The 26,858-nt window shown below is 47.9% G+C and carries 29 protein-coding genes; 14 read left to right on the top strand and 15 right to left on the bottom strand.

The window, feature by feature from the left end:
• Positions 1 to 41 precede the first annotated feature (41 nt).
• Genes BCM14_RS13835 through BCM14_RS13780 form a run of 12 tightly spaced genes read left to right on the top strand, consistent with a single transcriptional unit; the run spans position 42 to position 10,507 of the window.
• Positions 42 to 635 carry an SIS domain-containing protein gene (locus BCM14_RS13835; protein WP_106228637.1) on the top strand — a complete coding sequence of 198 codons (594 nt, stop codon included), beginning with the start codon at positions 42 to 44 and terminating at the stop codon, positions 633 to 635.
• Complete coding sequence (locus BCM14_RS13830; RefSeq protein WP_259673641.1) at positions 625 to 1,689, top strand: zinc-binding dehydrogenase; 1,065 nt, start codon at positions 625 to 627, stop codon at positions 1,687 to 1,689. Before BCM14_RS13835 ends, BCM14_RS13830 begins: the two co-directional genes overlap by 11 nt.
• The gene (locus BCM14_RS13825) at positions 1,689 to 2,678 is read left to right on the top strand and encodes a GDP-mannose 4,6-dehydratase (RefSeq protein ID WP_106228636.1); all 990 of its coding nucleotides are present in this window, start codon (positions 1,689 to 1,691) and stop codon (positions 2,676 to 2,678) included. The genes BCM14_RS13830 and BCM14_RS13825 overlap by 1 nt, the downstream gene beginning before the upstream one ends.
• A gap of 2 nt (positions 2,679 to 2,680) precedes the next feature.
• Positions 2,681 to 3,517, top strand: a complete 837-nt coding sequence (locus tag BCM14_RS13820; protein WP_106228635.1) for a transketolase — start codon at positions 2,681 to 2,683, stop codon at positions 3,515 to 3,517.
• Positions 3,514 to 4,437 (top strand): transketolase family protein, encoded by a 924-nt coding sequence (locus tag BCM14_RS13815; protein WP_106228634.1) that lies wholly within the window; start codon positions 3,514 to 3,516, stop codon positions 4,435 to 4,437. Before BCM14_RS13820 ends, BCM14_RS13815 begins: the two co-directional genes overlap by 4 nt.
• 29 nt (positions 4,438 to 4,466) lie before the next feature.
• Entirely contained in the window at positions 4,467 to 5,072 is a 606-nt protein-coding gene (locus tag BCM14_RS13810; protein ID WP_106228633.1) for an HAD family hydrolase, read from the top strand.
• Positions 5,021 to 6,109 (top strand): aminoglycoside phosphotransferase family protein, encoded by a 1,089-nt coding sequence (locus BCM14_RS13805; protein WP_106228632.1) that lies wholly within the window; start codon positions 5,021 to 5,023, stop codon positions 6,107 to 6,109. The genes BCM14_RS13810 and BCM14_RS13805 overlap by 52 nt, the downstream gene beginning before the upstream one ends.
• Positions 6,106 to 6,777, top strand: a complete 672-nt coding sequence (locus BCM14_RS13800) for a class I SAM-dependent methyltransferase (protein WP_106228631.1) — start codon at positions 6,106 to 6,108, stop codon at positions 6,775 to 6,777. The genes BCM14_RS13805 and BCM14_RS13800 overlap by 4 nt, the downstream gene beginning before the upstream one ends.
• 28 nt (positions 6,778 to 6,805) lie before the next feature.
• A complete protein-coding gene (locus tag BCM14_RS13795) occupies positions 6,806 to 7,528 on the top strand; it encodes an SDR family oxidoreductase (RefSeq protein WP_106228630.1) in 723 nt (240 codons plus the stop codon).
• Positions 7,529 to 7,531: 3 nt separating this feature from the next.
• Positions 7,532 to 8,770 (top strand): class I SAM-dependent methyltransferase, encoded by a 1,239-nt coding sequence (locus BCM14_RS13790; RefSeq protein WP_106228629.1) that lies wholly within the window; start codon positions 7,532 to 7,534, stop codon positions 8,768 to 8,770.
• Positions 8,767 to 9,453 (top strand): class I SAM-dependent methyltransferase, encoded by a 687-nt coding sequence (locus tag BCM14_RS13785; RefSeq protein WP_106228628.1) that lies wholly within the window; start codon positions 8,767 to 8,769, stop codon positions 9,451 to 9,453. The genes BCM14_RS13790 and BCM14_RS13785 overlap by 4 nt, the downstream gene beginning before the upstream one ends.
• Positions 9,446 to 10,507 carry a WbuC family cupin fold metalloprotein gene (locus BCM14_RS13780; RefSeq protein WP_106228627.1) on the top strand — a complete coding sequence of 354 codons (1,062 nt, stop codon included), beginning with the start codon at positions 9,446 to 9,448 and terminating at the stop codon, positions 10,505 to 10,507. Before BCM14_RS13785 ends, BCM14_RS13780 begins: the two co-directional genes overlap by 8 nt.
• A 67-nt stretch (positions 10,508 to 10,574) precedes the next feature.
• Here the strand turns inward: BCM14_RS13780 and BCM14_RS13775 are convergent, their stop codons facing one another.
• From BCM14_RS13775 to BCM14_RS13745, 7 genes are all read right to left on the bottom strand, one after another.
• Positions 10,575 to 11,333, bottom strand: a complete 759-nt coding sequence (locus BCM14_RS13775; protein WP_106228626.1) for a class I SAM-dependent methyltransferase — start codon at positions 11,331 to 11,333, stop codon at positions 10,575 to 10,577.
• On the bottom strand, positions 11,323 to 12,285 hold the full coding sequence (locus BCM14_RS13770) for a hypothetical protein (protein ID WP_146129785.1): 963 nt from the start codon (positions 12,283 to 12,285) through the stop codon (positions 11,323 to 11,325). Before BCM14_RS13770 ends, BCM14_RS13775 begins: the two co-directional genes overlap by 11 nt.
• Positions 12,286 to 12,330: 45 nt before the next feature.
• Complete coding sequence (locus BCM14_RS13765) at positions 12,331 to 13,116, bottom strand: FkbM family methyltransferase (protein ID WP_259673640.1); 786 nt, start codon at positions 13,114 to 13,116, stop codon at positions 12,331 to 12,333.
• 195 nt (positions 13,117 to 13,311) lie between these two features.
• The gene (locus BCM14_RS13760; RefSeq protein WP_106228624.1) at positions 13,312 to 14,286 is read right to left on the bottom strand and encodes a Bug family tripartite tricarboxylate transporter substrate binding protein; all 975 of its coding nucleotides are present in this window, start codon (positions 14,284 to 14,286) and stop codon (positions 13,312 to 13,314) included.
• A 17-nt stretch (positions 14,287 to 14,303) separates the two neighbouring features.
• Entirely contained in the window at positions 14,304 to 15,467 is a 1,164-nt protein-coding gene (locus tag BCM14_RS13755) for an acyl-CoA dehydrogenase family protein (protein ID WP_106228623.1), read from the bottom strand.
• Position 15,468: 1 nt separating this feature from the next.
• The gene (locus tag BCM14_RS13750) at positions 15,469 to 16,626 is read right to left on the bottom strand and encodes an acyl-CoA dehydrogenase family protein (protein ID WP_106228622.1); all 1,158 of its coding nucleotides are present in this window, start codon (positions 16,624 to 16,626) and stop codon (positions 15,469 to 15,471) included.
• 37 nt (positions 16,627 to 16,663) lie between these two features.
• The gene (locus tag BCM14_RS13745) at positions 16,664 to 17,077 is read right to left on the bottom strand and encodes a thiol-disulfide oxidoreductase DCC family protein (RefSeq protein WP_106228621.1); all 414 of its coding nucleotides are present in this window, start codon (positions 17,075 to 17,077) and stop codon (positions 16,664 to 16,666) included.
• A gap of 70 nt (positions 17,078 to 17,147) precedes the next feature.
• Between BCM14_RS13745 and BCM14_RS13740 the strand changes: the two genes are divergently transcribed.
• Positions 17,148 to 17,843, top strand: a complete 696-nt coding sequence (locus BCM14_RS13740) for an SDR family NAD(P)-dependent oxidoreductase (RefSeq protein ID WP_106228620.1) — start codon at positions 17,148 to 17,150, stop codon at positions 17,841 to 17,843.
• Positions 17,844 to 17,858: 15 nt separating this feature from the next.
• Here the strand turns inward: BCM14_RS13740 and BCM14_RS13735 are convergent, their stop codons facing one another.
• Genes BCM14_RS13735 through BCM14_RS13725 form a run of 3 tightly spaced genes read right to left on the bottom strand, consistent with a single transcriptional unit; the run spans position 17,859 to position 20,863 of the window.
• Positions 17,859 to 18,029 (bottom strand): DUF2256 domain-containing protein, encoded by a 171-nt coding sequence (locus tag BCM14_RS13735; RefSeq protein ID WP_106228619.1) that lies wholly within the window; start codon positions 18,027 to 18,029, stop codon positions 17,859 to 17,861.
• A 9-nt stretch (positions 18,030 to 18,038) separates the two neighbouring features.
• Positions 18,039 to 19,574 carry a cryptochrome/photolyase family protein gene (locus BCM14_RS13730; RefSeq protein ID WP_106228618.1) on the bottom strand — a complete coding sequence of 512 codons (1,536 nt, stop codon included), beginning with the start codon at positions 19,572 to 19,574 and terminating at the stop codon, positions 18,039 to 18,041.
• Positions 19,571 to 20,863, bottom strand: coding sequence for a DASH family cryptochrome (locus tag BCM14_RS13725; RefSeq protein WP_106228617.1), 1,293 nt, complete (start codon positions 20,861 to 20,863; stop codon positions 19,571 to 19,573). The genes BCM14_RS13730 and BCM14_RS13725 overlap by 4 nt, the downstream gene beginning before the upstream one ends.
• 236 nt (positions 20,864 to 21,099) lie before the next feature.
• Between BCM14_RS13725 and BCM14_RS13720 the strand changes: the two genes are divergently transcribed.
• Positions 21,100 to 22,110 carry an NAD(P)/FAD-dependent oxidoreductase gene (locus tag BCM14_RS13720; RefSeq protein WP_106228616.1) on the top strand — a complete coding sequence of 337 codons (1,011 nt, stop codon included), beginning with the start codon at positions 21,100 to 21,102 and terminating at the stop codon, positions 22,108 to 22,110.
• 7 nt (positions 22,111 to 22,117) lie between these two features.
• Here BCM14_RS13720 and BCM14_RS13715 read toward each other — a convergent pair whose 3' ends face one another.
• From BCM14_RS13715 to BCM14_RS13695, 5 genes are read right to left on the bottom strand one after another with little or no spacing between them, the layout of a single operon-like run.
• Positions 22,118 to 22,384, bottom strand: coding sequence for a TIGR03643 family protein (locus BCM14_RS13715; protein ID WP_106228615.1), 267 nt, complete (start codon positions 22,382 to 22,384; stop codon positions 22,118 to 22,120).
• Positions 22,385 to 22,398: 14 nt separating this feature from the next.
• Positions 22,399 to 24,795 (bottom strand): xanthine dehydrogenase family protein molybdopterin-binding subunit, encoded by a 2,397-nt coding sequence (locus BCM14_RS13710; RefSeq protein WP_106228614.1) that lies wholly within the window; start codon positions 24,793 to 24,795, stop codon positions 22,399 to 22,401.
• Positions 24,792 to 25,277 (bottom strand): (2Fe-2S)-binding protein, encoded by a 486-nt coding sequence (locus tag BCM14_RS13705; RefSeq protein ID WP_106228613.1) that lies wholly within the window; start codon positions 25,275 to 25,277, stop codon positions 24,792 to 24,794. The genes BCM14_RS13710 and BCM14_RS13705 overlap by 4 nt, the downstream gene beginning before the upstream one ends.
• Positions 25,278 to 25,314: 37 nt before the next feature.
• Positions 25,315 to 26,169: an FAD binding domain-containing protein gene (locus BCM14_RS13700; protein WP_106228612.1), complete on the bottom strand. Its 855-nt coding sequence runs from the start codon at positions 26,167 to 26,169 to the stop codon at positions 25,315 to 25,317.
• A 9-nt stretch (positions 26,170 to 26,178) separates the two neighbouring features.
• Entirely contained in the window at positions 26,179 to 26,661 is a 483-nt protein-coding gene (locus BCM14_RS13695) for an SRPBCC family protein (protein WP_106228611.1), read from the bottom strand.
• Positions 26,662 to 26,858: the final 197 nt, after the last annotated feature.

Raw genomic sequence — 26,858 nt, 5'->3', positions numbered from 1 at the left:
AGTTAACGCTTAACAAGTAGGGCTCATTAGGAATCAAATCGATGCAAACGTCACCCGCGAATAATCTCAGCACCGACTTGTTTATAGACTATTCAAAGAGACTTGCTGCCACTTTATTGAACGCGGACTGGAGTCCGGTTAGTCACTTAGCCTCAGAAATGTTACGTTGCTGGAGGAGCGGCTGTCAGGTCTTTATTTGCGGCAACGGTGGCAGCGCAGGCAATGCTATCCACTTAGCAAATGATTTCTTGTATGGGATAGCAAAGAAAACGGGCGCTGGCATGAGGATTACCGCTCTATCTGCAAACGCGGCCGTCATTACCTGTCTCGCGAACGATGTGGGTTACCACGCTATTTATTCAGAACAATTGGCCGTCCTTGGCAATAAAGGGGATCTGCTGATCGTTCTGTCCGGTAGCGGTAACTCACCGAACATCTTGGAAGCGCTCAAGACAGCAAAAGAAAAACTAATGAGCTCGTGTGCCATCCTTGGTTATTCGGGTGGTCAGGCTAAAAATCTTGCTGACATTGTTTTGCATTTTCCAGTGGATGATATGCAGATCGCAGAGGATCTGCAACTGGTTGTCGGACATATGCTGATGCAATACCTTTACGCGCACAAGGATGAAATTTGACACGATGAATTTACCTCGTACAACGCTAGCTGCCGTTCTTGTTGAGCAAAAAAAACCGCTTCAGATCATTGAAATCGGTCTGCCCACTGAACTGGGGATCGGTCAGGTTATGGTAGAGCTGGCCTACAGTGGCATTTGCGGATCACAATTAGGTGAGATTGACGGGGTGAAAGGCCCTGATGCTTGGTTGCCTCATTTGCTGGGTCACGAAGGCAGCGGCAAAGTTCTGGCAATCGGCCCTGGGGTGAAATACGTAGCGCCCGGCGACACGGTTGTGCTTCATTGGAAGCCCTCGCAAGGTATAGAGGCGACTCCTGCCAAGTATTCATGGGGAGACAAAGTTGTCAATGCAGGCTGGGTGACCACCTTTAACAAACACGCCGTTGTTGCTGAAAATCGTTTGACGAAAATTGATGGCTCGGCAGACCTTCAAACGGCTGCGCTATATGGCTGCGCCATCACCACAGGCCTGGGACTCATTGATAACCGCGCCGAACTCCGGCTTGGTGAATCGGTGGTTGTTTTCGGCTCTGGGGGCATTGGTTTAAATATCGTGCAAGCGGCGCACTTGGCAGGTGCCAGTCAAATCGTGGCGATTGATCGTTTCGACAATCGGCTTGAACTCTCAAGAACTTACGGTGCAACGACTGTGATCAACTCAACCACACAAGATGCCTGGGCAGAGTTAAATCGAATTTTTGCTAAACAGAAGCTGGATATTTTTATCGACAACACGGGTAATCCTGACATCATCTCTAAAGGCTACGAATTGATTTCAGCCAGAGGTCGAGTTTTGTTGGTAGGTGTGCCAGCCAAAGGTCAACAGGCTTCGCTCTATACCTTGCCATTGCATTTTGGCAAAACGATTGTGGGTACGCACGGTGGTGAGGCTATCCCCCAAACAGACATACCGCGGTATATGAATTTATTCGAGTCGCGCAAGATTGATTTGCGTCCTTTGATATCAGAGATCCAAAAATTGGATCAAATTAATCAGATGATTTCCAATATGCGCGATGGCAGCTCTGCCGGTCGTTGCCTGATCAGGTTGTGATGATGGATAAGATATTGGTTATCGGCAGTAATTCGTTTTCAGGCGCGAGCTTTTGCGACTTTGCCTTGGCTCAAGGTGCGCGAGTATTAGGGACCAGTCGGTCAAGTGAACCGGTCGATGCCCTCTTACCCTACAAATGGCATGATCATGCTCAGTTTAGTTTTCATCAACTTGACTTGAATAAAGATTTGGCGGCAATTATGTCGTTAATCAATGATGAAAAGCCGGCATACGTTGTTAACTTTGCGGCACAGAGTATGGTGGCCGAGAGTTGGTTAAATCCAGCCGATTGGTTCATGACTAACGTTGTCTCTACCGTTAAATTTCACGATGACTTACGCAAGGTCGATTTTCTCAAGCGGTATGTACATATCTCTACTCCAGAGGTTTACGGTAGCTGCTCCGGTTTTGTGACCGAAGATAACCCCTTCAATCCCAGTACACCTTATGCAGTCTCGCGTGCGGCAGCGGACATGAGCTTGCGGTCGTTTCATCAGGCTTATGACTTCCCGGTCGTCAGCACACGCGCAGCAAATGTCTACGGCCCAGGGCAGCAGTTGTATCGGATTATTCCCCGCACGATTTTGTTCATATTGATGGGCAAGAAACTGCAGTTGCACGGTGGTGGTCATTCAACCCGGTCTTTCATTCACATCAACGACGTGTCGGATGCGACATGGAAGATAATGGTTGATGGTCATAACGGCGACACGTACCACATCTCGACCGAAAGTGTGATCTCGATTCGCGATTTAGTTGAAACACTTTGCCAGCGTTTGGAACGTCCTTTTGAAGAGCACGTTGAAATCGTGGGTGAGCGCTTGGGTAAGGACGCCGCCTATCATCTGGAAAGTTCAAAGATACGTAAGGAGCTTGGCTGGTCAGATAAAATTAGTCTCGACACAGGTCTAGACGAGTGTATTGCCTGGGTCAAAAAGTATTTTGACGTGCTGAAAGATCAACCGCACAACTACACACACAAGGCCTAGTCATGACCGCCTCGCCCGATCTGATTCAAGACCTTCAATTAAAAGCCGCAACATTGCGGGCTCGCATCATTGAAACGTCGAGTCGAGCCGGCTTGCCACATCTTGGCTCTTGTCTGTCTTCGGTCGATCTGCTAACCGCACTTTATTTCTACCAACTTAAGGTGGATCCATCTAAACCGGACGATCCCCAGCGTGACCGATTTATTCTGAGCAAAGGTCATGGCGTGCCAGCATTGTTTCAAGTGTTGGCTATGCGCGGCTACTACCCAGTATCTGATCTTGATCATTATGGTGAAGACGGTACGGTGTTCGGCGAGCATCCACCTACCCCATCTCACTTACCTGGTATCGAAGCGGCGACTGGATCCCTTGGGCATGGGATGCCAATGGGGCTTGGTATGGCACTTGCAGCCAGAGTCAACAACCTGCCCTACTCTGTCTATGCGGTGCTTGGCGACGGCGAATGCAACGAGGGATCGATTTGGGAATGTGCCCTGTTGGCTGGCGGCCAAAAGGTGAACAATTTTTGTGTACTAATTGATTTCAATAAGTGGCAAGCAACAGACCGCAGCGAAGACGTGATGGCTTTGAATCCACTCGCTGACAAATGGCGTGCATTTGGTTGGGATACCTTGGAAATCGACGGGAACAACATGGCTGCAGTCGTTGGTGCCCTTGAGGAGTTTCCCAGTAAGTCGGGCAAGCCATTGGCTATCATTGCACACACCATCAAAGGCAAAGGTGTGTCGTTTATGGAAGACGACAATAACTGGCATTACAGAATTCCCAATGCCGACGAGGTCGCTTTGTCCAAGAAAGAACTGGGGATCACAGCATGAGAAATGCTTTTGCGGACGAGGTCACACAGCTCGCTAAAACTGACTCTCGCGTAATGTTGTTGTCGGGCGATATCGGTAATAAGCTGTTCGATAAGTTCAAAGCAGTTGATGCCAAGCGATTTTTGAATTGTGGCATTGCAGAGGCCAATATGATGGGTGTTGCGGCAGGCCTGGCTCTGAATGGCTTGCGTCCCATCGTCTATACCATCACACCTTTTACGACGACACGCTGTTTCGAGCAGATTCGTGTTGATGTTTGTTATCACGAAGCACCTGTCATTATTGTGGGTACAGGCTCTGGTTTGTCTTACGCTGAACTCGGGCCTACGCATCACTCTCTTGAAGATTTAGCGATACTTCGAACCTTGCCTGGCATGCAGGTGCTTGCCCCGTGCGATGCAATTGAAATGAGGCTTGCGTTACGCGAAGCGATTAAAAGCAATCAGCCAACTTACATTCGCATCGGTAAGAAGGGTGAACCTGCGATTCACGATCCCCAGGTTCAATTTCAAATTGGCCAAGCTATTACAGTTCGAGAAGGAAGCGATGTTTTGTTTGTTGCAGCGGGTACTCTCATGCCTCAAGTGCTTACAGCAGCAGAAGCGCTCGGTGCACAAGGTATTTCTGTTCAAGTGGCCAGTTTTCACAGTATCAAACCACTGGACGAAGCGTATTTGCGAAACTGCTTGTCCAGGCACAAATTGATTGTGACGATTGAAGAACATGGTCGTCTGGGCGGGTTGGGCTCTGCTGTATCAGAATATATCTCTCAGTTCGCTTCTCATCCGCCTCTGCTGCGCTTGGGCACCTTAGATGAATTCATGCACGAGATGGGGACTCAGGACTACGCACGGACCCGCTACGGCCTGGACTCAGCTGGTATTGTTCGTCAAGTAAACGCGCGACTAGCAGATGTCTAGCCGTTCGTTAACCAAGGCTTGATCTGATCATGCGTATTGGTATAGATTTCGACAATACCATCGTCAGTTATGACGAGCTTTTCTATCAGATCGCACAAGAAAAAAAGCTTATTCCAGCAGAATTACCTGTGAACAAGGTGGCTGTCAGAAATCACCTGAGGTCCATTGACCAAGAAGCCGCCTGGACTTTGATGCAAGGTGAGGCTTATGGCCTCAGGATGAATGACGCCAAAGCCTATCCTTTGGCAACTAACAGTATCAGCGCCCTAAAGCTTGCCGGCCATGATGTATATATTGTCAGCCATAAGACCAAACACCCCTTCATGGGCCCGTCTTACGATTTGCATCAAAGCGCGAGAGACTGGATTGATGCCAATCTGGTGTTTGGTTGTGAACAGTTATTCAAGCCAACGCATATTTTTTACGAACTCACCAAAGAAGAAAAAATTGCTAGAGTCAACTCGTTGAATTGTGATGTATTTATCGATGACTTGCCAGAAATCTTGTCCATGAGCGGTTTTCCGCCTCACACCCGCAAAATTCTGTTTGACCCTGAGCACCAGCATCCAGAGCGAGCGGGCGCATGGGCAAAGGCAAACTCGTGGCAAGCAGTAGTCGCTTTGGTTTTGAGCTGATGGGAAAAATAAATTCTCAGCTCGAGGCCATCGCCTGTGAATTGTTTGAGATGGCTGGTATCTCAAACAAAATCGAAAATATAACTAGCGTGAAGCGAGGTGGAAATAATCAGATTTTTCTTGTGACTGGTGACGATCGAAAACTGATACTCAAAAAGTATTTTCAAAATCCTGAAGATCACAGAAATCGTCTAAACATTGAATTTGAATTTTTAAAAATCGCAGGGTTGCGGGCACCTGGTGAGGTTCCTAAGGCATATTCAAAAAGTAACTCACAGCTTGCTGCTTTATACGAGTACATCTCTGGAGATGTATTGGCTCATGTTTCAGAAGTCACTGAAAGTTATGTCCGGCAAGCGGGGCAATTCATCGCAAAATTGAATACCGGTGAAAATTTCACAGAGATAGCGGATCTATCCTCAGCTTCTGAAGCCTGTTTTTCAATTGACCAACATATCCAGACTATCGACGATCGATTAGGTGAACTGCAGCGTTCACGTTTGGCTCAGCCCGACGATGCTGAATTTAATCAAACGTTGACTCAAATTTGCGATTGTTGGCGAAATATTAAATCCGCTCTTCTTCAGCAATTTCAGCAAGATCCCAGCTTGGACTTAAGTTTGGCGCTTACCGTTGACCAGCGAGTACTATCGCCGTCGGACTTTGGCTTTCACAACGTTTTGATTCGACCTGATGCGCGGCTCGCTTTCATCGATTTCGAGTATGCCGGTTGGGATGATCCAGCCAAACTTGTAGGTGATTTTTTCGCACAAGTTGCAATCCCTGTTGATCTCAAATATTTCGACCTTTTTGTCAGTGCTGCGTTTAAACATCGCTTGGACTATGAAAGCATTTGTGCTCGCTCCAGTGCCCTGTTGCCTTTATATAAGATCAAGTGGTGTTGCATCGTGTTAAACATCTATCTACCCAAGCATTTAGCCCGAAGAAAATTTGCTAACCCTGGCATGAATGTTCTGGAAATCAAACGACAACAGTTATTAAAAGCCAAACAACTTCTTGAAGAAGCCATCCTATGAGCTACATCGACTTTTTATCTCCTGTTCACAAGAGTACTCAGCGTGATTATCTGGCCAGAGTCAACGATCCTGAATATCCAAAAGCAAAGGCGGCGGATCTTGCGAAGAACTGGTCATTTGACTATTGGGATGGTGATCGCCGGATTAACTACGGAGGTTATCGCTACATGGAAGGCCGTTGGGAGAAGGTCGCAAAGATGATGGCTGATCACTACGGATTAAAAGCTGGCGATAAGGTTTTGGATATTGGCTGCGGTAAAGGATTTTTGTTGTTTGACTTCACCAAGGTTGTGCCTGGTTTGGATGTCTACGGCTCTGACGTTTCTAACTATGCCATTGAAAATGCCAAGGAGGAAATTAAAGATAAATTGACGGTTGCCAATGCAATTAAGTTGCCTTACCCAGATAAACATTTTGATTTTGTCTACTCGCTCAATACATTCCACAATCTGCACAACTACGATCTTGAGCAAGCGCTGCGCGAAATGAATCGTGTCAGCAAACAAAAAAAATATATCTGTGTGGAGTCCTATCGTAATGAAGTTGAAAAGGCGAACCTACTTTATTGGCAGGTGACTTGCGAGGCTTTCTGCACCCCTGAAGAATGGGATTGGTGGTTTAAGCTAACCCATTACGACGGTGATCATTCATTTATCTATTTTGAGTAGCCCTCTTAATATTGTCCAGCAACTCATCATGAAAAAAAACTTATGGATAGTTGGAGGAGGCTCAGCAATTGGCAACCGGCTGACAGAGAAGCTAAGTGCGCAGTATCAAATCATATCGTTGCATAGACGTGCTGAGTGTATGACAGCTGTTGCCGATGAGATTCACGAGGCGATTGACTTGGCGGATCCCAACAAACTACTCGACCCGATTACACGTCTTAGTCAGTTGTATCCACCCAGTGGCATTATCTTTGGTCAACGATACAGGCCTTTAGTAGAGTTTGCTGACCACTTCAGTCTGGCGCTAAAAACAGAGGTTCAGTCGAGCGCCAAAATAGTTGAAATACTGCAGCAGCTAGAGATTGAACAATTAAGTTCAGTGGTGTTTCTTACGTCAGTCAATCACAGATTGATCAATAAACAGCTACCTCTTTGGTATCACTTAACTAAAAGCGCTCAGGTATCCTTGGTTAAGTACCTCTCAGTCGCTAAAGAAAGCCAAAAATATAACGTTAATGCAATAGAGCTTGGTTCATTTTTAAAGTATCCCCTCAGTGAGTATTCAGAGAGAGAGCAACATTGGTTTCGCACGCTGAAAGAACATAACCCTATGAACCAGCTGATTAATTTAGATCAATTGGCTGATTTCGCTGCTTTTTTGATTTCTGACGCAGCGAGCGTGATTAATGGGCAGATTATGTCGTTAGATGGTGGCATTTCAAATATTTTTCAAGAAACTTTAATAGGCTGATACATGTTTTACACACGAACAACATGCAGATTATGTGACTCACCTGACGTATCGATTGCCTTCAAAATGCCAAGTATGCCTCCTGTCGATAACTACAGATTGCCGGGCGACGCCGAAATAGTATTACCCGCTTTTCCGATGGATCTATACATGTGTCAGGCGTGTGGCCATGCTCAGTTGTTGGATGTTGTAGATCCAGATATCTTGTTCGGCAACTACATCTATACCTCGAGTAGTTCACCCGATTTAGACGAGCATTTTGGCAAATATGTAGAGGTGGTTTTGCGGTTTTTGAATCAACCGAAGGCGCTTAAAGTGCTAGATGTAGGCAGCAACGATGGCTTACTGCTCGGCAAATTCAAAGCGTTTGGCCATTCTGTCCTGGGGGTAGATGCGTCAGAGGCGGTAGCAAAAATTGCGAGAAATCATGGAATCGAGACGCATGTTGGTTATCTGAACAAAGCCACTGCTGCGCAAGTCACAGCGAAATACGGTAAGTTCGATCTTGTCACGGCCAATAATGTTTTTTCTCACGCTGATAACCTGCAAGAGTTTGCGAGAGCTGTTGAAACACTGATGACTGATAATGCCACCTTTGTTTTTGAGGTGTCGTATTTAAAAGATTTAGTGGACAAGTCCGTGATCGATTACGTGTATCACGAACATCTTTGCCACCATAGCATTAAGCCACTCAAGCAGTTTCTTGAACTGTGCGGCTTAAAACTAGTGAATGTTGACCGTGTGGCGACCAAGGGCGGCAGCATTCGCTGCTACGCGGTTAAGAAATCATCCCCAGCCGCTGAGTTACCAGTTGTGCAGGCAATGATCACCGAGGAGCTAGAGACAGGACTGTACGATTTAGCAAACTTCAAAAAGCTGGCCAAACAGGTTGAACAGATAAAAGCCGAGCTTCATTTGATTTGCAAAGACGTCATTCAGCGTCAGGGACAAATTGCGTTATACGGCGCAGCTGCTACGGCAACAGTTCTGAACTATATGTTAGATATTAACCAGTATGGGTCGCTCATTATTGATGATAATCCAGTTCGCCAACAGCGCCTGAGTCCTGGGTTCATGTTGCCTGTTTTACCAGCTAGCGCTTTACTTGAGCATCACGTCAAAACGGTAATTATCTCGGCATGGCGCTTTGCAGATCTAATTGTTGAACGAAATAAAGAATTTCTCGATCAAGGTGGTGTTTTTGTTATTCCATTCCCAGCGATAAGGATTATCAAGAAATGAGCACAGTAGAACCGCAATACAACCACTGTATCGAAGTGGAAAGACAATTCGGACGCGCAAAATTTGGTCTGATGAGCAACCAAGTCTGGGTGGACGATCCTAAGAGATTGCTCTTCGTGCTTTCTCGTTATAAGTTTGTGTCAAAAATGCTGAGTGGGGTGAATTCAGCGCTTGAGATTGGTTGTGCTGACGCATTTGGTACAAGGCTGGTTCGCCAAGTTGTGCCCAATGTGCTTGCAACAGATATTGATCCGATCTTTATTCAAGACTGTATTGATCGCATTCAGCCAAACGACAAATGGAATGTCTCCTACGCTGTCCACGACATTGTTGAAAAGCCCGTATACCAGAGCGATAAATTTGATGCCGCGTTTTCACTAGATGTTTTCGAACACATTGATCCAAGCAACGAGCGTCGCTATATCGAAAATCTCATCAAATCGATTAAACCTGATGGGATGGTAATCATAGGCTGTCCCTCGCTTGAATCACAAAAATACGCTTCGCCTGGGTCTCTTGAGGGACATGTGAACTGCAAGAATGGTGAGGATTTGAAGAAACTGTATCAGGAGTACTTCAACAGTGTTCTTCTTTTCTCAATGAACGATGAGGTCGTGCATACGGGTTTTTTAAAAATGGCTAACTATCTTTTTGTCGTCTGTTGTGGGGTTAAAAATGTCTAAGATTCAAACGAAGAAACTAGTTGAAGGTGTATGGCAGAACCTTGAAAGATTCCCGCACATATCGTACGAAGGGCTACAGGACTATGTCGCTGCTATCGAGCAGTCGCCAACGAAACGAGCCAGAATATGTATGCACGACGCTACGACAGATCGTCAGCAAGAAATGTTTATCGCCTTCGATGGATCAAGCTATGTCCGGCCAAGCCACCATGTGAACAGGGACGAATCGTTTCACATGATTGACGGCGCAGGAAAATATATATTTTTTGATGATAATGGCGTTCAAATCGACGACGTTCGTCTCGGTAACTACGAGAGCGATTTACCATTTTATTGCCGTATTCCGGGCAATTTAAATCACTCTCTCGTACTGTACTCTGATCATGCTGTCGCGCACGAAGTTTGTACTGGTCCTTTTGACAAAGCCAGTACAGTATTCCCTTCCTGGTCACCTGATTATAAAACGTCAACCGAAACAGATCAGTTCAGAGCGTTTCACACGACACAACCGGTCAAGCCAGTTCAAGGCTGTCAGTACGAGCGTATCACTGAGGAGATGTGCCGGGCTAAACCAGGCGTCGTATCTATTAAACGATCGGATCTCGAATACTTCAAATCTGAAGTGTACAAAACAGCTCGCAAGCGAATCAGGCTCTGCGTGCATCAAACCGATGACGATTTATTGCATGAAATGTTTGTCGTTTATACCGGCATGACTTATGTCAGAGCCAACAAACATATCGGCAAAGATGAATCACTTCATATTCTCGAGGGCGAGGCTGACTTTGTCTTTTTCGATGATGACGGCAACATCATAGAAATCGTACCCTTGGGATCAAAAAGTTCAAATAAAAACTTTTTCGTACGAGTTCCCCAAGGTGTTTTTCACACCATCATCATGAAAAGTGATGTGCTGGTCATACACGAGGCAACTCCTGGGCCGTTCAATAGAGAAGAGACACTTTGGGCTTCCTGGTCTCCTATAGACAGTGACCAAGAAGCTGTGGCGGCTTACTCAAAGGATCTGGCAGAGAGGATGGAACGCTTTAGTTAAAACTAGACGAAGTGATGTGACCCACTTCGTCAGCTACTAGAAATTTAAACGGCGTAACGGTAGCACGTTAGGCCGTTTTTATGATGTGAGAAGCCCAAGCGGGAACGTTTTTATAGAAACAGTGAAATCCATCACTAAAACTGGCGAGGTTAAGGCCGTATGTTGCACCCAGCATCATCAGACTTTGTCGGGAAAACAAACTGATGTGGCCATTTCTGGGTGAGGCATACCACCAAGTCATTCGCTGATTTGGTTTGATATCGTTATCGGTAATGAGGGTTGAAAACAAAATCAAGCCATCATCTGCCAGCGCTGTGGTCAGATTTACCATTAACGCCTGGACATCAGGTACATGTTCAAACACTTCTAGTGAAGTGATCAGATTGAATTTTCCGAGCGTAGCTAAATCAATATCATTTTTCGGAAAAGGGTCATAACTTTTAGATTGCCAGCCCTCGGCCTTCAACAGATCACTCATTCGACCATTACCGCCACCATAATCGAGATGATGGATATGCTGGCTCTGACCTTTAAAAATATCACTTAGACCCTTGGCGTTTGCGCCCGGTCTTACCTCAAGATAATCAGGATCAATCTCGATATATTCGTCGTTATATATTTTTTCGAGGAAGTCCTGCTCGGTCCATGAGGTGAACTCTGGTGCATACGTAAACGAACAAACTGTGCAGCGAGAGTAGTAAATCGGGATACCTGCCAGGGGTAGGAATTTACCTCTGTTTTCTTCACAGCTCTTATTAAAATCGACTACGTCAAAAAGTTTGACGTCACAGTAACAAATTGGGCATTTACTGAAACTATTTAACATCAAGGCCTCCGTAAGCCATAATTTCTTTAGCGATGACTTCGGATCTGGTAATTAGCTCGGGGTTCACGGGATCCGTCGTTTTTTTGAAGATGATGTATTTGGACAGATTTTTAAAATTATCAGGCGGCACCGCCGTTTTAGCCCAGTCGGCAATCTCTTTAGCATTGGCCCTCTTGGTAGAAAATGGCGGATAAAAACTTATCAAATGACATAACTCAATCATGGGTAGCTCTGACCAATCCTTTGAGAAATAAGGATTCGTCAAGTGCGGCAAGAAAGTCATATCTGTGCATCCTCCCACCGTTGTCATCCAGTCCTTAGCAACAACAATCGTTATCCCAAGCGAAAAGCCTCTTAGACATACCGACCTGTCATCCGACCAAGTTATTTGATAGGGGTATTTAGTAAAATTCGGACTATCCCAGTTTTCCGTCACCCAAACCGGGTGCGAATTGTTTAGGCCAATCTCTAGTAATTCGTCAATGGTTATTTGAGGTCCCATCAAAGATGGCGCCGCAGTTTCATAAGTTGACCGGATTGGCTGATGCACGAGTGCGTCAAAGCCTTGATCGAAATAAGCTAGGGCCTTCTCAAAGAAGTTAGGCCCAAAATAATGATCTGCCGTAGCCATGTACATCAGCAAATTGTTTGTCACAGCAAACTGGGCAGTATTTGTTAATTGGGTGCCTTGAATTTGATAACGTGCGTTGTAGGTGAGTTCATGGTCTGGGATTTTTAAAAAAAATACATTCAAATATTTTTTTAGTTCTTTGTAATTGGGATGTGCTTCGATCGTCGCGACATTACTCTCAGCAGTGAAAATTAAATAGTAAGACTTGGTAAAAGGATTGTTCGCTGAGAGATTTTCAAGTAATGACTTTAAATGGAAATTCAAAAAAATACTGGTGTACGACTCACCGTAAACCAAATTCGAAATACAAATTTCACTCATTTTGATCATCCATCGGCCAGGGATTGAAGTTAACAGTGGTACTCATCATTTGATCTCGATTGACGCGGGATCACTCGAATGAATAGCTAATAAGTTAATGTCGATAGCCATGACTTTGTACCCATGCTCGGTCAAAAAGTGACGGATATCATTTTCATTTGATTTGATCTTCTCGATCAGCATCTGTGGACGGTGTTGATTGATGGAATTTTCAGCGCCGATCAAGGCGTCCATTTCCATTCCTTCAATATCAATTTTGATGAAATCCAGTCTCTTAAGGTTAAGCTCATCAATCGACATCAAGCGAGTCTGAATGCAATTTTCTGGTCGATAGTCGACGTCCTGTCCGATAAACTCAGTCGTCGCTGTTTTTCTGATTTCCAAGCTGCCAAAGCTAGATGGCAAGAGGTAGTTTGGCGACGGTACCGGTATTGAACCACTGTGCGCACCGACTGCGGCAAAGATGGGTCTGGCATTAAAACAATTGTTCATCGCGACGTTTCCCGCAAGTGCGTAATAAATTCGCTCTTGCGCTTCGAAGGAAATCACATCCCCCCAACCGTACATCGCTTTTGCCCACTCAATCGTGTGCACCCCGACGTTCGCGCCGCAGTCAATCGCGACCACTCCATCGCCATAGCTAGCTCGCCTTGACATCAATAATTGAATAGCTAAACCAACCTCAGTCGGATCAAAGGAAGACGTGTTGAACAATTGAAAACCCATCCCGTATCCCGCGTTACCCTTCAACACGTAGTCATTTCTGTTGACCAACATGGTGCCGTGATTGGTACTTGCAAGAACAAAAGCAATTGGTCGCAGCGTGCTCAATTAAATACCCCTAAGAGTCTGGTTTTGTATAAACGGGATGATTCAGCCGAAATGTTAATCGCCCTCACAGTTAGCAAATAACTGATCAAGCTGAGAATTGTCTGGCTAATTAGCCATTTAGGCTAAATCTGAACTGTATCTGAGCCATTCAAAAACACTTTGAGCGAAAAATGGCTCAAATACCGGCAGTTCAGACTAATCTGGCCTGATGTTCCTCTTGGTAACCAGATCCTTCCACTTGTCAATATCGGCGCGGACGAAGTCGGTGAATTTCGGTGAGGTCCCGCCGACAGTCTCCATACCCAATGCAACAAAGCGGGCCGTCACCTCTGGTTGAGCCAAAATATCATTGATGTCTCGATTCAGCCGGTTAACCATGTCGGCTGGCAGCTTGGCTGGGCCTACTAAGCCAAACCACGTGTAAACGCCTGTATCCGGATAGCCTAACTCGCCCATTGATGGCACGTCGGGCAGCAATCCCGAGCGGTGATCACCGAAGACCGCTAACACACGAATGCGCCCCGATTGAATTTGCGGCAGGGGCGCAACGATAGGATGTATACCGGCCTCCACCCTTCCTCCAAGTACGTCAGTCACCGCAGGCGCATCACCTTTGTACGGGATGTGGTTTAAGTTTGCTTTGGCAATGTAGTTCAGGACTTCGAGTGCGAGATGGGGAGCTGTTCCGTTGCCCGGGCTAGAAACGTTGAACCCAATCTCTTGTTTGACCGATGCATCTAAAAATTGTTTGACATTAGTATAGGGAGAGTTGGCCGGCACAATTAAAAACAGCGGTGCCCGAACAACTTGAACGATATGTGTGAAATCCTGCAACGTGTCGTAAGGCAGTTTGCCGTAAAGCGCAGGATTGGTGGTGTGTGGTGCTGCAACCATCAAGAAGTTATAGCCATCCGGATCAGACTTTGCAATCAAGTCAGACGCAATCCGAGTGTTCGCGCCAGGTTTGTTTTCGACAACGATGGGCTGTACTAGCTTTTGAGACAGCTTCTCGGCAATGACTCTCGTAGCAATATCGTTCGATCCACCCGGTGCGAAAGGCGAAATGAATCGGATCGACTTATTTGGCCAATCCTGAGCGTGCACTTGAACTGGAACCGCCATAATCGCCACGACGAGCAGGCTAATCGACTTGAGGATCAACTTTTTCATATTTTTTGCACCCCTCGTTAAGGTCGCATACTTGTTTTTAAAATACGTCTCGCCAAAGTCGCTCGATGAACTTCTGAGGCGCCATCATAAATTCTGAAAGGCCTCATCTCACGTAAGATCATCGACACGGGTGAATCTTCAGACATCCCGAGTGCCCCCATCATTTGTGCTGCGCGATCCGCAACCCGATATAGCGCTTCCGACACAAAAACCTTGGTCATCGCCGATTCGTGCTTCACCGGTTGGTTCAAATCAAGCTTTTGCGCCACATCCCACGTCATCAATCTGCTCGCATATAAATCAATATGAGAATCAGCAACCATGGCCTGGACTTGTTGTAAGTCAGCCAGCGGCTCACCAAATGAGGAGCGCGTCGTGACGTAACGTTGAGCAATCTCCATGGCTCTGGATACTCGTCCGATAAAGCGCATGCAATGCAGCAAGCGAGCGGGCTCCAAGCGTTTTTGAGCATAACGAAAACCTTGGCCCACTTCACCTAGCACCGCGTCATCGCTGACTTCGCAGTCGACGAATTCAATTTCGCCGTGACCACCGATCTGATAACCATCAATACTCTGGATATTCCGGATCAAGTGATAGCCGGGATTATTAGTCTCGACAATAAATAGCGTCGCGCCCTCAGCGGTCTGGGCAAGCACCAGTGCAAAGTGGGCATTGACGGCCCCACTGATAAACCACTTTTTGCCGTTAATTACCCACTTGCCGTGTCGCCGTTCAGCCCTGGTTTTCAGCATAGCGGGGTCTGAGCCAGCGCCAGGCGCAGGCTCGGTCATGGCGAAGCATGATCTCACTTCCCCCTGGATCAAAGGGGCTAAATATTTTTCCCGTTGAGCGGGATTAGCACAATCCATCAGCGTCAACATATTTGGTTGATCTGGGGCAGCACAGTTCATGGCGATAGGGCCAAGAAAACTACGTCCGGACTCTTCAACGACCACTGAAAGATCGCGCCACGATAAGCCAAGACCGCCCAGTGACTCTGGTAACTGAGGGGCGTAAATGCCATGATCGATGGCGATCTGCCTTAGCTCACTGGCTACTCGATCCAGCGCTATCACATCATGCGCAATAGCGGGATCTTCTCTAGGTATCGCCTCCGTTTCGATGAAGTGGCGCACCCGCTGTTTGATCGTAGTGACCTGTTCACTGTGCTCGAGCATGTTATTTCATGATCCTCTTGGCGATATTTAACAAGTGAATCTGACTGGTTCCCTCGTAGAGGCGAAACAAACGAACATCCCGATAAAGCATTTCAATCGGCCCACCAATATCGGCGCAATAGCCAGCTCCGCCAAAAATCTGCACGACACGATCAGCGACACGACCACACATCTCGGAGGCGAAGTATTTACAGATGGACGCCTGCGTCGTAATGTCCTCGCCACGATCACGGGCGCGAGCGGTCTCCAGCACAAGTGCTTTGGCCGCCTCGATTTCGACCTTACTTTCTGCGATCATGGCTTGAACCAACTGGAATTCTCCGATGGGTTGCCCAAATTGAGTGCGTCGCTTGACGTGATCTAAGGCCTCATCCAACAGACGAATGGCTGGTCCAATACATAGTGCCGCCAGGTTAATGCGCTGCTTATTGAGCGCCTTCATGGCGGTCGCGAACCCGGCCCCTAATTGCCCACCCAGGACATCGTCAAAGCTTGCATGTACATCTTTTAGATAGACCTCTGATACTGGTGAACCCGCTTGCCCCATTTTTCTGTGCTCAGGCCCTGCGGTAATGCCTACTCGGTCTTTGGGTATGAGAAATGCCGAAATCCCACGAGCACCTAAATTATCAGGATCAGTTCTGGCGAACACAGTAAAAAGATCCGCAATAGGTGCGTTCGTAATGTAGCGTTTTGTACCATTGATCAGGAAACGACCCTTGTTGTTGGCGTCAAGAAGCGCGGACGTCTTAAGTGAGGTAGCGTCTGAACCTGCCTCTGGTTCGGTCAGAGCAAGACATCCTGTGATCTCACCCGATGCGAGCTTAGGCAACCACTTAGCTTTTTGAGCAGGGGTGCCATCTTGAACCAAGCCCTCAGAGCCGATCCCTGTATTCGTACCTGCCCGTGCTCGAAATGCCGTCGCTGCTTGAGAGATCTCGATATTTGCCAGAGCGAGCTCTTCGGTGGTTAGCCCACTGCCGCCGAACTCTTCGGGGATGCTCCAGCCAAAATATCCATTGGCTCTCATCACCTCAACCAAAGATTCAGGGATTTGATTGCGTTCAACGACCAGCGCTTCGGCCGGGATCGCGAGGTCGCGAACGAATTCACGTATGTTGTCGAGTCGTTTTTTGTTTAATTCGTTGTCAGTAATCATGTCTGCCAATTTTTTTAGTTTTATGTGTCTTCTTCGTCTAGCTTTTTTTTGTCTTATTCGTCTTGCTTTCAAGCCATAAGGCGCATGGCCCGATTAGTTGAGAAATTTTATGCCGATTACGGGCAAAAAATTGATAGGCCAGTTCAAGTAAGGGTTGTAACGATTTTCTTGAGAAAATCCAAGCTAAAAACGATAAGCTGGCACGCTGATAGGCGGCAGCGAAAACAGCAGGCCCTTGGATCAATTGTCCATCTGCATATTGACCGTACATCGCCGCCAGTGCCTGCTCGCACGACACACCAACCGAGTTGGCTTCAAATTGGCTCGAGTTGATGTCAATGAAATCCAACAACCCTGCTTCGTTACGTCGCGACAAAAACCGGATCTCCGCAAGACACAGCGGGCAGAGCCCATCATAAAAAAGCGTCAATTTTTGAAGTTGGCTATTCATTGACTTAGTTTACGGCGTATTGTTTAACCTTGGTCACAAACCCTCAACCGATATAAGGCTGTAAGCTTTTATGGCAACATTATCCAAACCATTTCGCGCTCTGGTCGTTGGCTGCTCTGGGACGATCGGCACGGCGTTCATGGATCTACTCGAACAACATCCTGATTGCTCTGCGGTGACCGGATTAAGCCGTCAAACCCATCCCCCTATCGATTACTTCGACCCGGCGTCTATTGAATCATCTGCTCTATCGCTGGCTACTCAAGCACCTTTTCAACTCATCATTAACACGATTGGTGCCTTACATTCGGATAGCTTCATGCCCGAAAAGAGATTGGATGATCTTAATGCCGAGCAGCTTCATCAAATGATGCAAATCAATGCGATCGGCCCGGCTTTGACACTTCGTCATTTCTCAAAGTTGCTGGATCCTCAGCATAGCGTCATGGTGACCTTGTCTGCCAAGGTCGGCAGCATCGAGGATAATCGCCTGGGAGGCTGGTACAGCTACCGAGCGTCAAAAGCTGCTTTAAACATGTTGCTCAAAACGGCAGCGATTGAATTAGACAGGACAAAGCCAAATGCTGTGTTGATTGCTCTGCATCCTGGCACCGTCAACTCTGATTTATCAAAACCCTTTCGCGGTCAACAGATTGGTCGTCCTGCAAGTGACGCGGTCGCTGACATGTTCAAGGTTATTGACGGGCTGACTAAAGAGGATTCGGGCAGCTTTCTGACCTACTCGGGTGAAAAATTGCCGTGGTGAGTAAGCTCAGAGGCGTCACGACGTAAAAGTCCTTGAGCTCGTTTTTTGAGCCCGACAACGATCGGAGCAATATTTGATCGTGTCCCAATTCTTTTCCCAAGCTTTACGCCAAGTCATTTCCTTTTTACAGACAACACACTGTTTACTTGGCAGAAAACTTTTATTGCCTTTGAACGAAGTAGCCATAGCGTGCGTTTATAGTCGGTCGAGGTTATTGAGTACCACTTGAGCGTGAGCCTGAATCGCTTGCTGATCCTCAACACTAATTTTGTTCAAATTAACTGTCATCAGCCTCGTGCGCGGGCTTGCGTCGAATTGCGCGCGGTGCTTGATTAGAAAATTCCAATAGAGCGTGGTAACGGGGCAAGCCATTTCACCAAAGCGGACGTCTGGTTTGTATTTACATGACGAGCAATAATTGCTCATGCGCTTGATGTAAGCGCCACTCGCGACATAGGGTTTGCTGGTAAATCGACCACCATTGGCAAACAAGGCCATACCTGCAGTGTTTGGCAACTCTACCCACTCGATTGCATCAACATAGACTGCCAGATACCAGGCGCAGACCTCAGAAGGCAACACTTCTGCAAGCAGAGCAAAGTTGCCAGTCACCATGAGACGTTGAATATGATGGGCATAACCATATTTCATCGTTTGCCTGACGGCATCTTTCATGCATGCCATGTCCGTTTCGCCTGTCCAGTACCAGTTGGGCAAGGCTCTGTCGTGTTCGTAGTAGTTATCTTCAGCCATCTTTGGCATGTCAAGGTAATACATCCCTCGTACGAACTCACGCCACCCGAGAATTTGCCTGACAAAACCTTCAACGGCTGACAAATCAAATCCGTGTTGCCTCCAGCCATCGATCACGGCGGCAATGACTTCACGTGGATTCAAGAGTTTCAAGTTTAATGAACTCGAAAGCATCGAGTGCCAGCCAAACGGCGTATCGGTCCACATGGCATCTTGAAAGGTACCAAAGTTTTGCAAGCGATAAGTAACGAAGTAATTGAGCGCCTCAAGCGCTTGTTGTCTCGTTACGGGCCAATTGAAATGAGCTAAGGAACCCGGGTGACTTTCATATGCCTCACCAACATACTCAAGCACTTCACTGGTGATCTGATCGGTTTCAAAAGACAAGGGGCCATCAATCATCCCTGGACCTTTTTTAGGATATGGTTTTCGATTATCTTGATCGAAATTCCACTGCCCGCCCTCGGGTTCGCCATTTTCATCGAGCAAAATGTTGTGTTTCTTGCGCATCAGCCGGTAAAAATACTCGAGCCTTAATTCTTTTTTGTCTTTAGCCCATTCATCAAAAATATGATGTGTACAAAAGAAGTGCTCATCTTCACGCATCTCGATTTCAATAGCGAGCTCTTTTGCTAAGGCTTTTAAAGATTGCTTCAGTCGCCACTCGCCTGGCTCTGTACACACCAAGTATTTGATCTGCTTTTCGAGCAGATAGGCTCTGAGTGCCTCGGTAATCGAAAGGGATGACGCCTTGAGGTAATGAAGCGGATATCCGTCAGCTTCAAGCACTTGAGCGAAGTGACGCATCGCCGACAAAAACAAAGCGATTTTCGCTTTGTGCGTCCAGACGTATTGAGCTTCTTCGGCCGATTCAATCATGAAGATTTCGTCCGTCTCTCTATCGAATCCGCGCAAAGCCGATCCCTGAAGGTCTAATTGATCACCCAGAATCAGCACGAGTCTTTTTTTCTTAGTCATTCTTCATTCTTCTGTATCTGGACTGATTCGTCAGATTGTTGCAACCAGCGTCTTCGATAATTGCCATTTGAATCATGATCGTTCGTTTGCTTGGCAACATTAAATGCCCTGCCACCTCTCGGATCCGTACCTCGACCAGCGATATAAAGCCAATTGCCTTGATTGCTATAAACGTCATAATCAATCAACTGGGATTCAAACCAGGCAGCACCGGCGCGCCAATCGCCCATCATGTCGTATATCAAATAACTCGCCACAACTTGTCTTAAGCGATTAGAGAGATAACCGGTTGTGCTGAGTTCTCTCATGGCGGCGTCTATTAGACCTTCGCCCGTATGGCCGCCGCACCATTGCGCGAATTGCCTCCGACCGAATTTGCTGGGTGGGTGATCACTCAAACCAGTTTTACGATAGAGTTTTCTGCCGTACTTAAAGTGCAGGAAACGAAAATAATCACGCCAGAGCAGTTCGAACGACAACCAATAAGTGCCTTCGTTCGCGCCGTGCTCACTTTCATAGTTGTCAAGCTGGGCGGCGATTGTTCTGGCAGAAACACAGCCTAAGCTTAACCAGGGAGAAAACTTGCTTGAGTAATCCATCCCCAATAACTTATTACGCGTTTGTTTGTATGTATCGGGCAAGCGGCGATCAAAATATTGCTTGAGATGGAGATCTGCAGCAACTTCACCACCCACAAACGATTTAAGGTGACTTTCTGCGCGGAGATCACTAGTCTGCACCGACGGCGTTTGCCAAACAGGTAGGGGCGGGATCCATGTGACCGACGAGACTGGGCTGGCAAATCTGAGATTTGCTTTCTCAACCTTTTGACGAAAGGCAGTAAACACATCTGGTATCGCCGTTAAATCAAAAGGGAGATCCTGTGGCTCAAGCATGCTTGATTGCCAACACTGTCTGACTGCGATACCCAAGCTTTGAAGGCGAATTACTTGATCAATCTCTTCAGGCGCTTCAATTTGCTCGCAATAGATAGCCGTTGCGTTTACTGCTACGGACAGTGAGGCTATGACAGTTTGAAGATCGCCAGAAAACTCAAAAAGATCAGAACCCAACGCTCTCAGTTGACGCTTCAGGTCATCAAGTGACTCTCGCAAAAATGCTCGCCGGTGGCTACCAACCCGATTAAACCCCCATTCGGTTGGCGCGTCGTCTGCCGGGTCAAAGACATAGATGGGTAAAAGACAATCAGCTTCCGCACAGGCTCGCGATAACGCAGGGTTATCGGCGAGGCGGAGATCCTGTCGAAACCAGTAAATCAGGACGGTCACGACGCCTCGTCTGAGCCATCGGAATCGAGTCGCGGCGCGCACATTTGTTCACCATCCCACACCTGCCCGCACCAGCATTGGCCTTCTTCATTAATGATACAGGTGCCAGACCCGCAGCAACGATCGTCTCGTGTTTCCATTTTTAACTTTACCCACAGGATTAAAGGCAACCAGCCAAACGAGTTATTCTAACGTCGATACCCCACTCCGCTTACCCCGTTTCAGAATACCCCTACATGTTGAATTCTATTGATGTACCAAAGCAAAAAATCGTAATAATCGGCGCTGGATTAGCCGGCTTAACGTGTGCCACAGAACTGCAGGCACTCGGCTTTATCGTTGAAGTGTTCGAAAAGAGTCGCGGTGCGAGTGGCCGAATGAGTACTCGGCGTAGTGCAAACTGGGAAGCTGACCACGGGGCGCAGTACTTTACGGCGCGTGACCCTGCGTTTATTCAGACCGTTGCTTCCTGGATGGATCAAAAACAAGTGGCGCTGTGGGCGCCTAACCTGAAAGTGTTCGAAGATAAACACTGGCGCGCTAGCCAATCCAGAGACCAGCGTTATGTCGCGACACCAGGCATGAGCTCGCTCGGTAAGCATTTGGCTAAACGCCTGCCTATTCAGTTCGAGCAGACCATCAGTCAGATTGAACGGGTGGGCAGCACTTGGGTTCTGCACAGTAGTGAAGCAGGAAGAATGAACACGGCCTACGATGGGTTGGTACTCGCCATCCCCTCACCGCAAGCGCTGGTTTTAGTTAAAGAAGTGGATAGTTGGGCGAGCGCACTCGCTGCAGCAAGCAACATGAATGCCTGCTGGACGCTGATGATTAAGTTTGTGACTCAACCGGCGTTTGATCTGGACGCGGGCTTTGTCAATAATGAAATCATCAGCTGGGTTTGTCGCAATAATTCCAAACCTGAACGCGTTGGCGACGAGTACTGGGTGGTTCACGCCAATCCACAATGGAGCCAAACCTTTGTGGAATTAAGCAAAGAAGATGCAACGGCTCAAATGGTGGCTTGTCTCGCTCAGCTCGGCTTTAACTGCAAGGACGCAGCAATAACGACTCACCGCTGGCGTTACGCCAGTGGCTCTCTTGCCACCCCGCCTGAGTGCTATCTCTCTGGCGAAATCAAACTTGGTTTATGCGGCGACTGGTTGCATGGTGGTCGTATCGAGGGAGCATGGTTAAGCGGCCATAAGCTCGCTACACGTCTTGCTGCTTTATTCCCACTGGTGTAACTCGCTTCTATTTTTGCTTATATTGGCCCGAGCAATAAGCGCGTGTTACCTCTTTGCTTCTTAGTTCGAGGTGTTTGGTCACACGACCCGTTACGCGTTTTCGCCAGAGCTCATAAGAACTTCGTTTTAACGACTTACGCATGAGCGCTTTAACCTGGGGCTCAGACAGTCCGAACGTTTTCTTGATAGCTTCGAAGGGGGTGCGATCCTCCCAAGCCATTTCAATTAAACGAGATAACTCGTGAGCAGCAAGAGGCGCTGGCGAACTGAGCATAAATGAGGTGTTTCCTATATCTTGTTCAATGCCTTTAAGATCTTTTCAGAGGTAAAAGGCTGATCAAACACAGCAGTTTCGAAGGGTGAAAGAGCATCGTTTATCGCGTTCATAACGGCGCCCGGTGCACCCGCTGTACCAGCTTCGCCTGCCCCTTTTGCGCCAAGTTTAGATGACTGTGTCGGTGTCTCAATATGAGCTACCTCAATATCTGGCATCTCATTTGCCATGGGCACCAGGTAATCTGCCATGTTACCGTTTCTAAGCAATCCGCTATCATCATACAAGCACTCTTCGAACAAGGCGCCGCCAATGCCTTGCACAATTGCCCCGCGCACCTGCTCAGTCACGAGCATCGGGTTCAGTACCCGGCCGCAGTCTTCCACCGCCCAGTGCTTCAATAGCTTCACAAATCCAGTGTCCGGATCAACTTCAACGTAGGATGCCTGCACACCGTTGGTGAAAATGAAAGGATATTGGGTTTGTGTATAGTGACGCGTCACCATCAGATCAGCTGAAAAGCCTGCTGGCAAGGTGTCTGTTCTGAAGTAGCCAACTCGACCAATCTCACTGAATGGCAACAACTGCTCGCCACTTGCTTTATCTAAGACGAAACTCTGCCTGACCAATAACTCATCTGGATTGCGATTCAGGATGGCACCAGCGAGTTTGAGAATATTGGCTTGCAGTGCCTGCGCGGCGAGTAATACGGCTTCGCCACCTACCCCGGCGCCGCGCGATGCCCACGTACCTCCGCCATAAGGAGTGACATCAGTATCACCGGTAATGATGCGCACTTGATCGATGGATACACCAACCCCATCTGCTGCGATCTGGGCAAAAATCGCTTCAGTACCCTGCCCTTGTTCACCCACGCCAATCAGGACTGACACGACCCCGCTGGGATCAAGTCTTGCCGTCGCACCGTCTTGCGATGCGATCCGGGCACCGCCCACACCATAAAAAGCAGGACTCGGATTGGTTAATTCGATGAGCGTAGCAAACCCAATACCTCGATAGACACCTTGTTTGCGGAGCTCGGCCTGCTCTTTGCGCAAGGCCGGATAATCCATCATTTTTTCAATGGTCCGGAGGCACTGCTCGTGCGACAGCACCTCTAATTTAATGCCCGATGCTCCTGTACAAGGATACGCATCATCAGGGATTACATTCTGTTTGCGAAAGGCAAGTGGATCCATGCCTAATTTGCGCGCGGCCAAATCGACCAAGCCCTCAGTCACTGCACACGCCACAGGGTGACCGACACCCCGATATTGGCAGGTTGGTGTCTTATTTTGGAAAACCACATCCAGTTTTGCACGGTAATGCTGATGCTTATAGGGACCACCCACCAGATTAACGACCTGATTGCCCTCAATCGCGCTCGTCCGGGGAAACATTGAGTAAGGCCCAATGCCAGTTAAATCGTCAATTTCAAAGGCGAGAATATTGCCGTTTTTATTCGCAGCGAGTCGGCCTTTGACACGATGTTCGCGCGCATGGATATCACTGGTGAAGGACTCAAGACGGTCAGCCACAAACTTGACTGGTCGTTTTAACAAAATGGCCAGCGCAACGGTGGCAAAGTCATCAGGATACGCATGCACCTTGATGCCGAACGAGCCGCCCACGTCCTTACAGATCACCCGAACATCTGACTCAGAGAGATCAAATTGACGACAATACAAATCCTGCATCATATGAGGGGCTTGCTGTGAGTGATATACAGTCAAACGATGCTCACCCGCGTTGTAATCGGCAATCTGACAACGAGGCTCTAGGGTGACACCAGTATGGCGCCCAAAACCAAAGGTGGCCTCAACGATCACGTCGGCCTGTGCAAATTGCTCATCAACCTGACCCACGTCAAGGCTACGGGTAAAGCATAAATTGTCACCAAGCTCAGGGTGAATCAATGGGGTCGAGGCATCCAGCGCTGTCTCCATTGACACGACCGCGGGCAATTCGTCCCACTCAACTTCAAGATGTTGCAGGGCATCTTCTGCTTGCGCCCTGGTTTGCGCAACAACGGCCACAACAGGCTCGCCTTGCCAGCACGCACGTTCAACCGCCAAAGCGTGTTGCGGGGCAGACTTCATGCCAACCAAATGCCCAAGCGTTGCAACCCATGGCTTGCAGAGTTTGGCCATTTGACTACCATCTACTACCGCAAGCACACCTGGCATTTTTCTAACGACATCGGCGTGAATCTTGCCTATCTTCATATGTGCAACGGGCGATCGCCAATAAACGACATGCGCCATACGAGGTAGTTGAATATCATCAACATAGGTACCCTCGCCTTCGAGCAAACGGCGCATACTGTTTCTGGGCTCGCTCGCGCCGATGTAGCGCTGGTCGTTAGTCACTGGATCCAACAACAGGCCCTCTAATTCATGAGGTTTGTTCATTGTGCGACTCCCAGTCTTGCATCAAGCACAGCCATCACGGCATCCACGATAGCGTGATAACCCGTGCAGCGACAATAGTTGCCAGACAGCCATTCACGCACTTGCTCTCGGCTTGCGTTGGGTTGTTTCTCGATCAATTCACCTGCGGCCAACAACATCCCCGATGAACAAAAACCGCACTGCATGGCGTTATGACGCACAAAAGCATCTTGCAGATCGCGCAATACGCCTGACTCAGTTACGCCCTCAATGGTTTCAATAACGCAACCGTCTGCCTGAACAGCCAAGTACAAACAGCCTCGAACGATCTTGTTATCAACCTTGACCGTGCAAGCGCCACAGGCTCCTTGTTCGCAACCTAAGTGTGGCCCTTTGAGATATAGGTCTTCACGAAGAAAATCTACTAAATGTCGTCGTGGTTCGATTTCGGTCGTCACAACGGTGCCGTTAACGGTCATGGTGACTTGTTTCTTGATAGTCATGTGGTCTCCAATATCTTCAGGGGCGCCAAACAGCCGCTCAACCCATTATTTGTTTCAAGGCTCGCTCAAGTAACACCCCTGCAAGATGGGTTTTATTCTCTGCACTATTCGTGATGTCACCAATTGTTTCGAGACTGTCGCGAGCCGCCCGCACAGCAGAGCTGATGACCGTCGCTGTCAGTGGTTGCCCATTAACGGCAAGCTGGGCCGCTTCACACAACACTGGCGTCGAGGCGATCGAGAAGAAAGCAAAACTGCAACTATCCAAGGTATTGCTGTGTTTATCAGCGGCAGCAGCTAACCCGGCAATGGCGTAATCGCCATGACGACGAGCCAACTCTTGAAAGCAAAATACGTGATTTGGTGAGGCAACGGGGATTTCAGTGGCGACCAAAATTTCGCCGTCCTCAAGAGCTGTGGTGTACAAATCGACAAAAAAATCTCGGGCGGCCACACGGCGCTCGCCACGCTCGTTCGCCAGAATCATCGTTGCATCTAACGCCATACTACAGGCAGGCCATTCAGCAGCGGGATCCCCGTAAACCAATGAACCGCCCCATGTTCCTAAATTACGAATAGCACGGTGGGCGATATGAGGAGCCGCGGCTTTTAGTAAGGGGGCATGCTGAGCGATGAGCTCAGACTCTTCAATTTCTGTGTGTGTCACCAATGCGCCAATGCGAAGCGTGTAGCCGTCAAGTGCTATCCCTTTGAGTTCAGCCACTGAGCTGATGTCGATCAACAGGGCTGGCTCCGACAAGCGCATATTCAAAGTGGCCAGCAATGTTTGACCACCCGCAATTAACTGGGCTTCGTCACCCCCCATCGCTAAAGCTGAGAGGGCTTCCGCTAAGGATTTAGGTTTGACATAGTCGAATGCCGCTGATTTCATGGTTAATCCTTATGCAACCGGCTCGACCGAGCCGTCGTCCAGCTCTGAAGATTCGCCGCTCAATTCTTTAGACAATCTTTCAAAGAAATCATCCGCTATTTTTTTGGCTGAAGCGCTAATAAGACGGCCACCGATTTGACCCAGTTTGCCGCCGATGGAGGCTTCAGTTGTGTAGCTGACTAAAGTACCTTGTTCGGCCGCTTTCAATTCGACTCGGGAGCGCCCCTTAGCAAAACCAGCCGCGCCACCCGAACCCTCAAATGACATGGCACACGATTGGTCTGGAATCACATCTGACAAAAGCAGTTTGCCCGCAAACCGTGCCCGGACTGGACCAATCTTAAACATTACTTTGGCATGGATTTCTTCAGGTGAAATACGACTGATTTCTTCACACCCCGGAATGGCCCGAGCGAGGACATCGACATCGTTCAGCGCTTTCCAAACTTCTGGCACTGACGCCGATATCAGTTGTTCGCCATTGAGTTCCATATTGCTCCTTGGGGTTTATCCCGATAGTCGATTATCGACCAAATGTTCAACAATGCGTCATTATTTACCTTTTGGTCAATAAGTCCAAATACGGACAAACCCTGATACACGATGAGCCTAGCCAAGTATTCAACGACAGACACAAGCCAACCGGGGAACATCGTAGCCATGGGTCCTGTCGTCACGCCTGCGCAATC

Origin of the sequence: Jezberella montanilacus, from assembly GCF_003003055.1 — a bacterium.
Lineage (GTDB): Bacteria > Pseudomonadota > Gammaproteobacteria > Burkholderiales > Burkholderiaceae_B > Zwartia > Zwartia montanilacus.
This window is presented reverse-complemented; position numbering and strand designations above follow the sequence as displayed.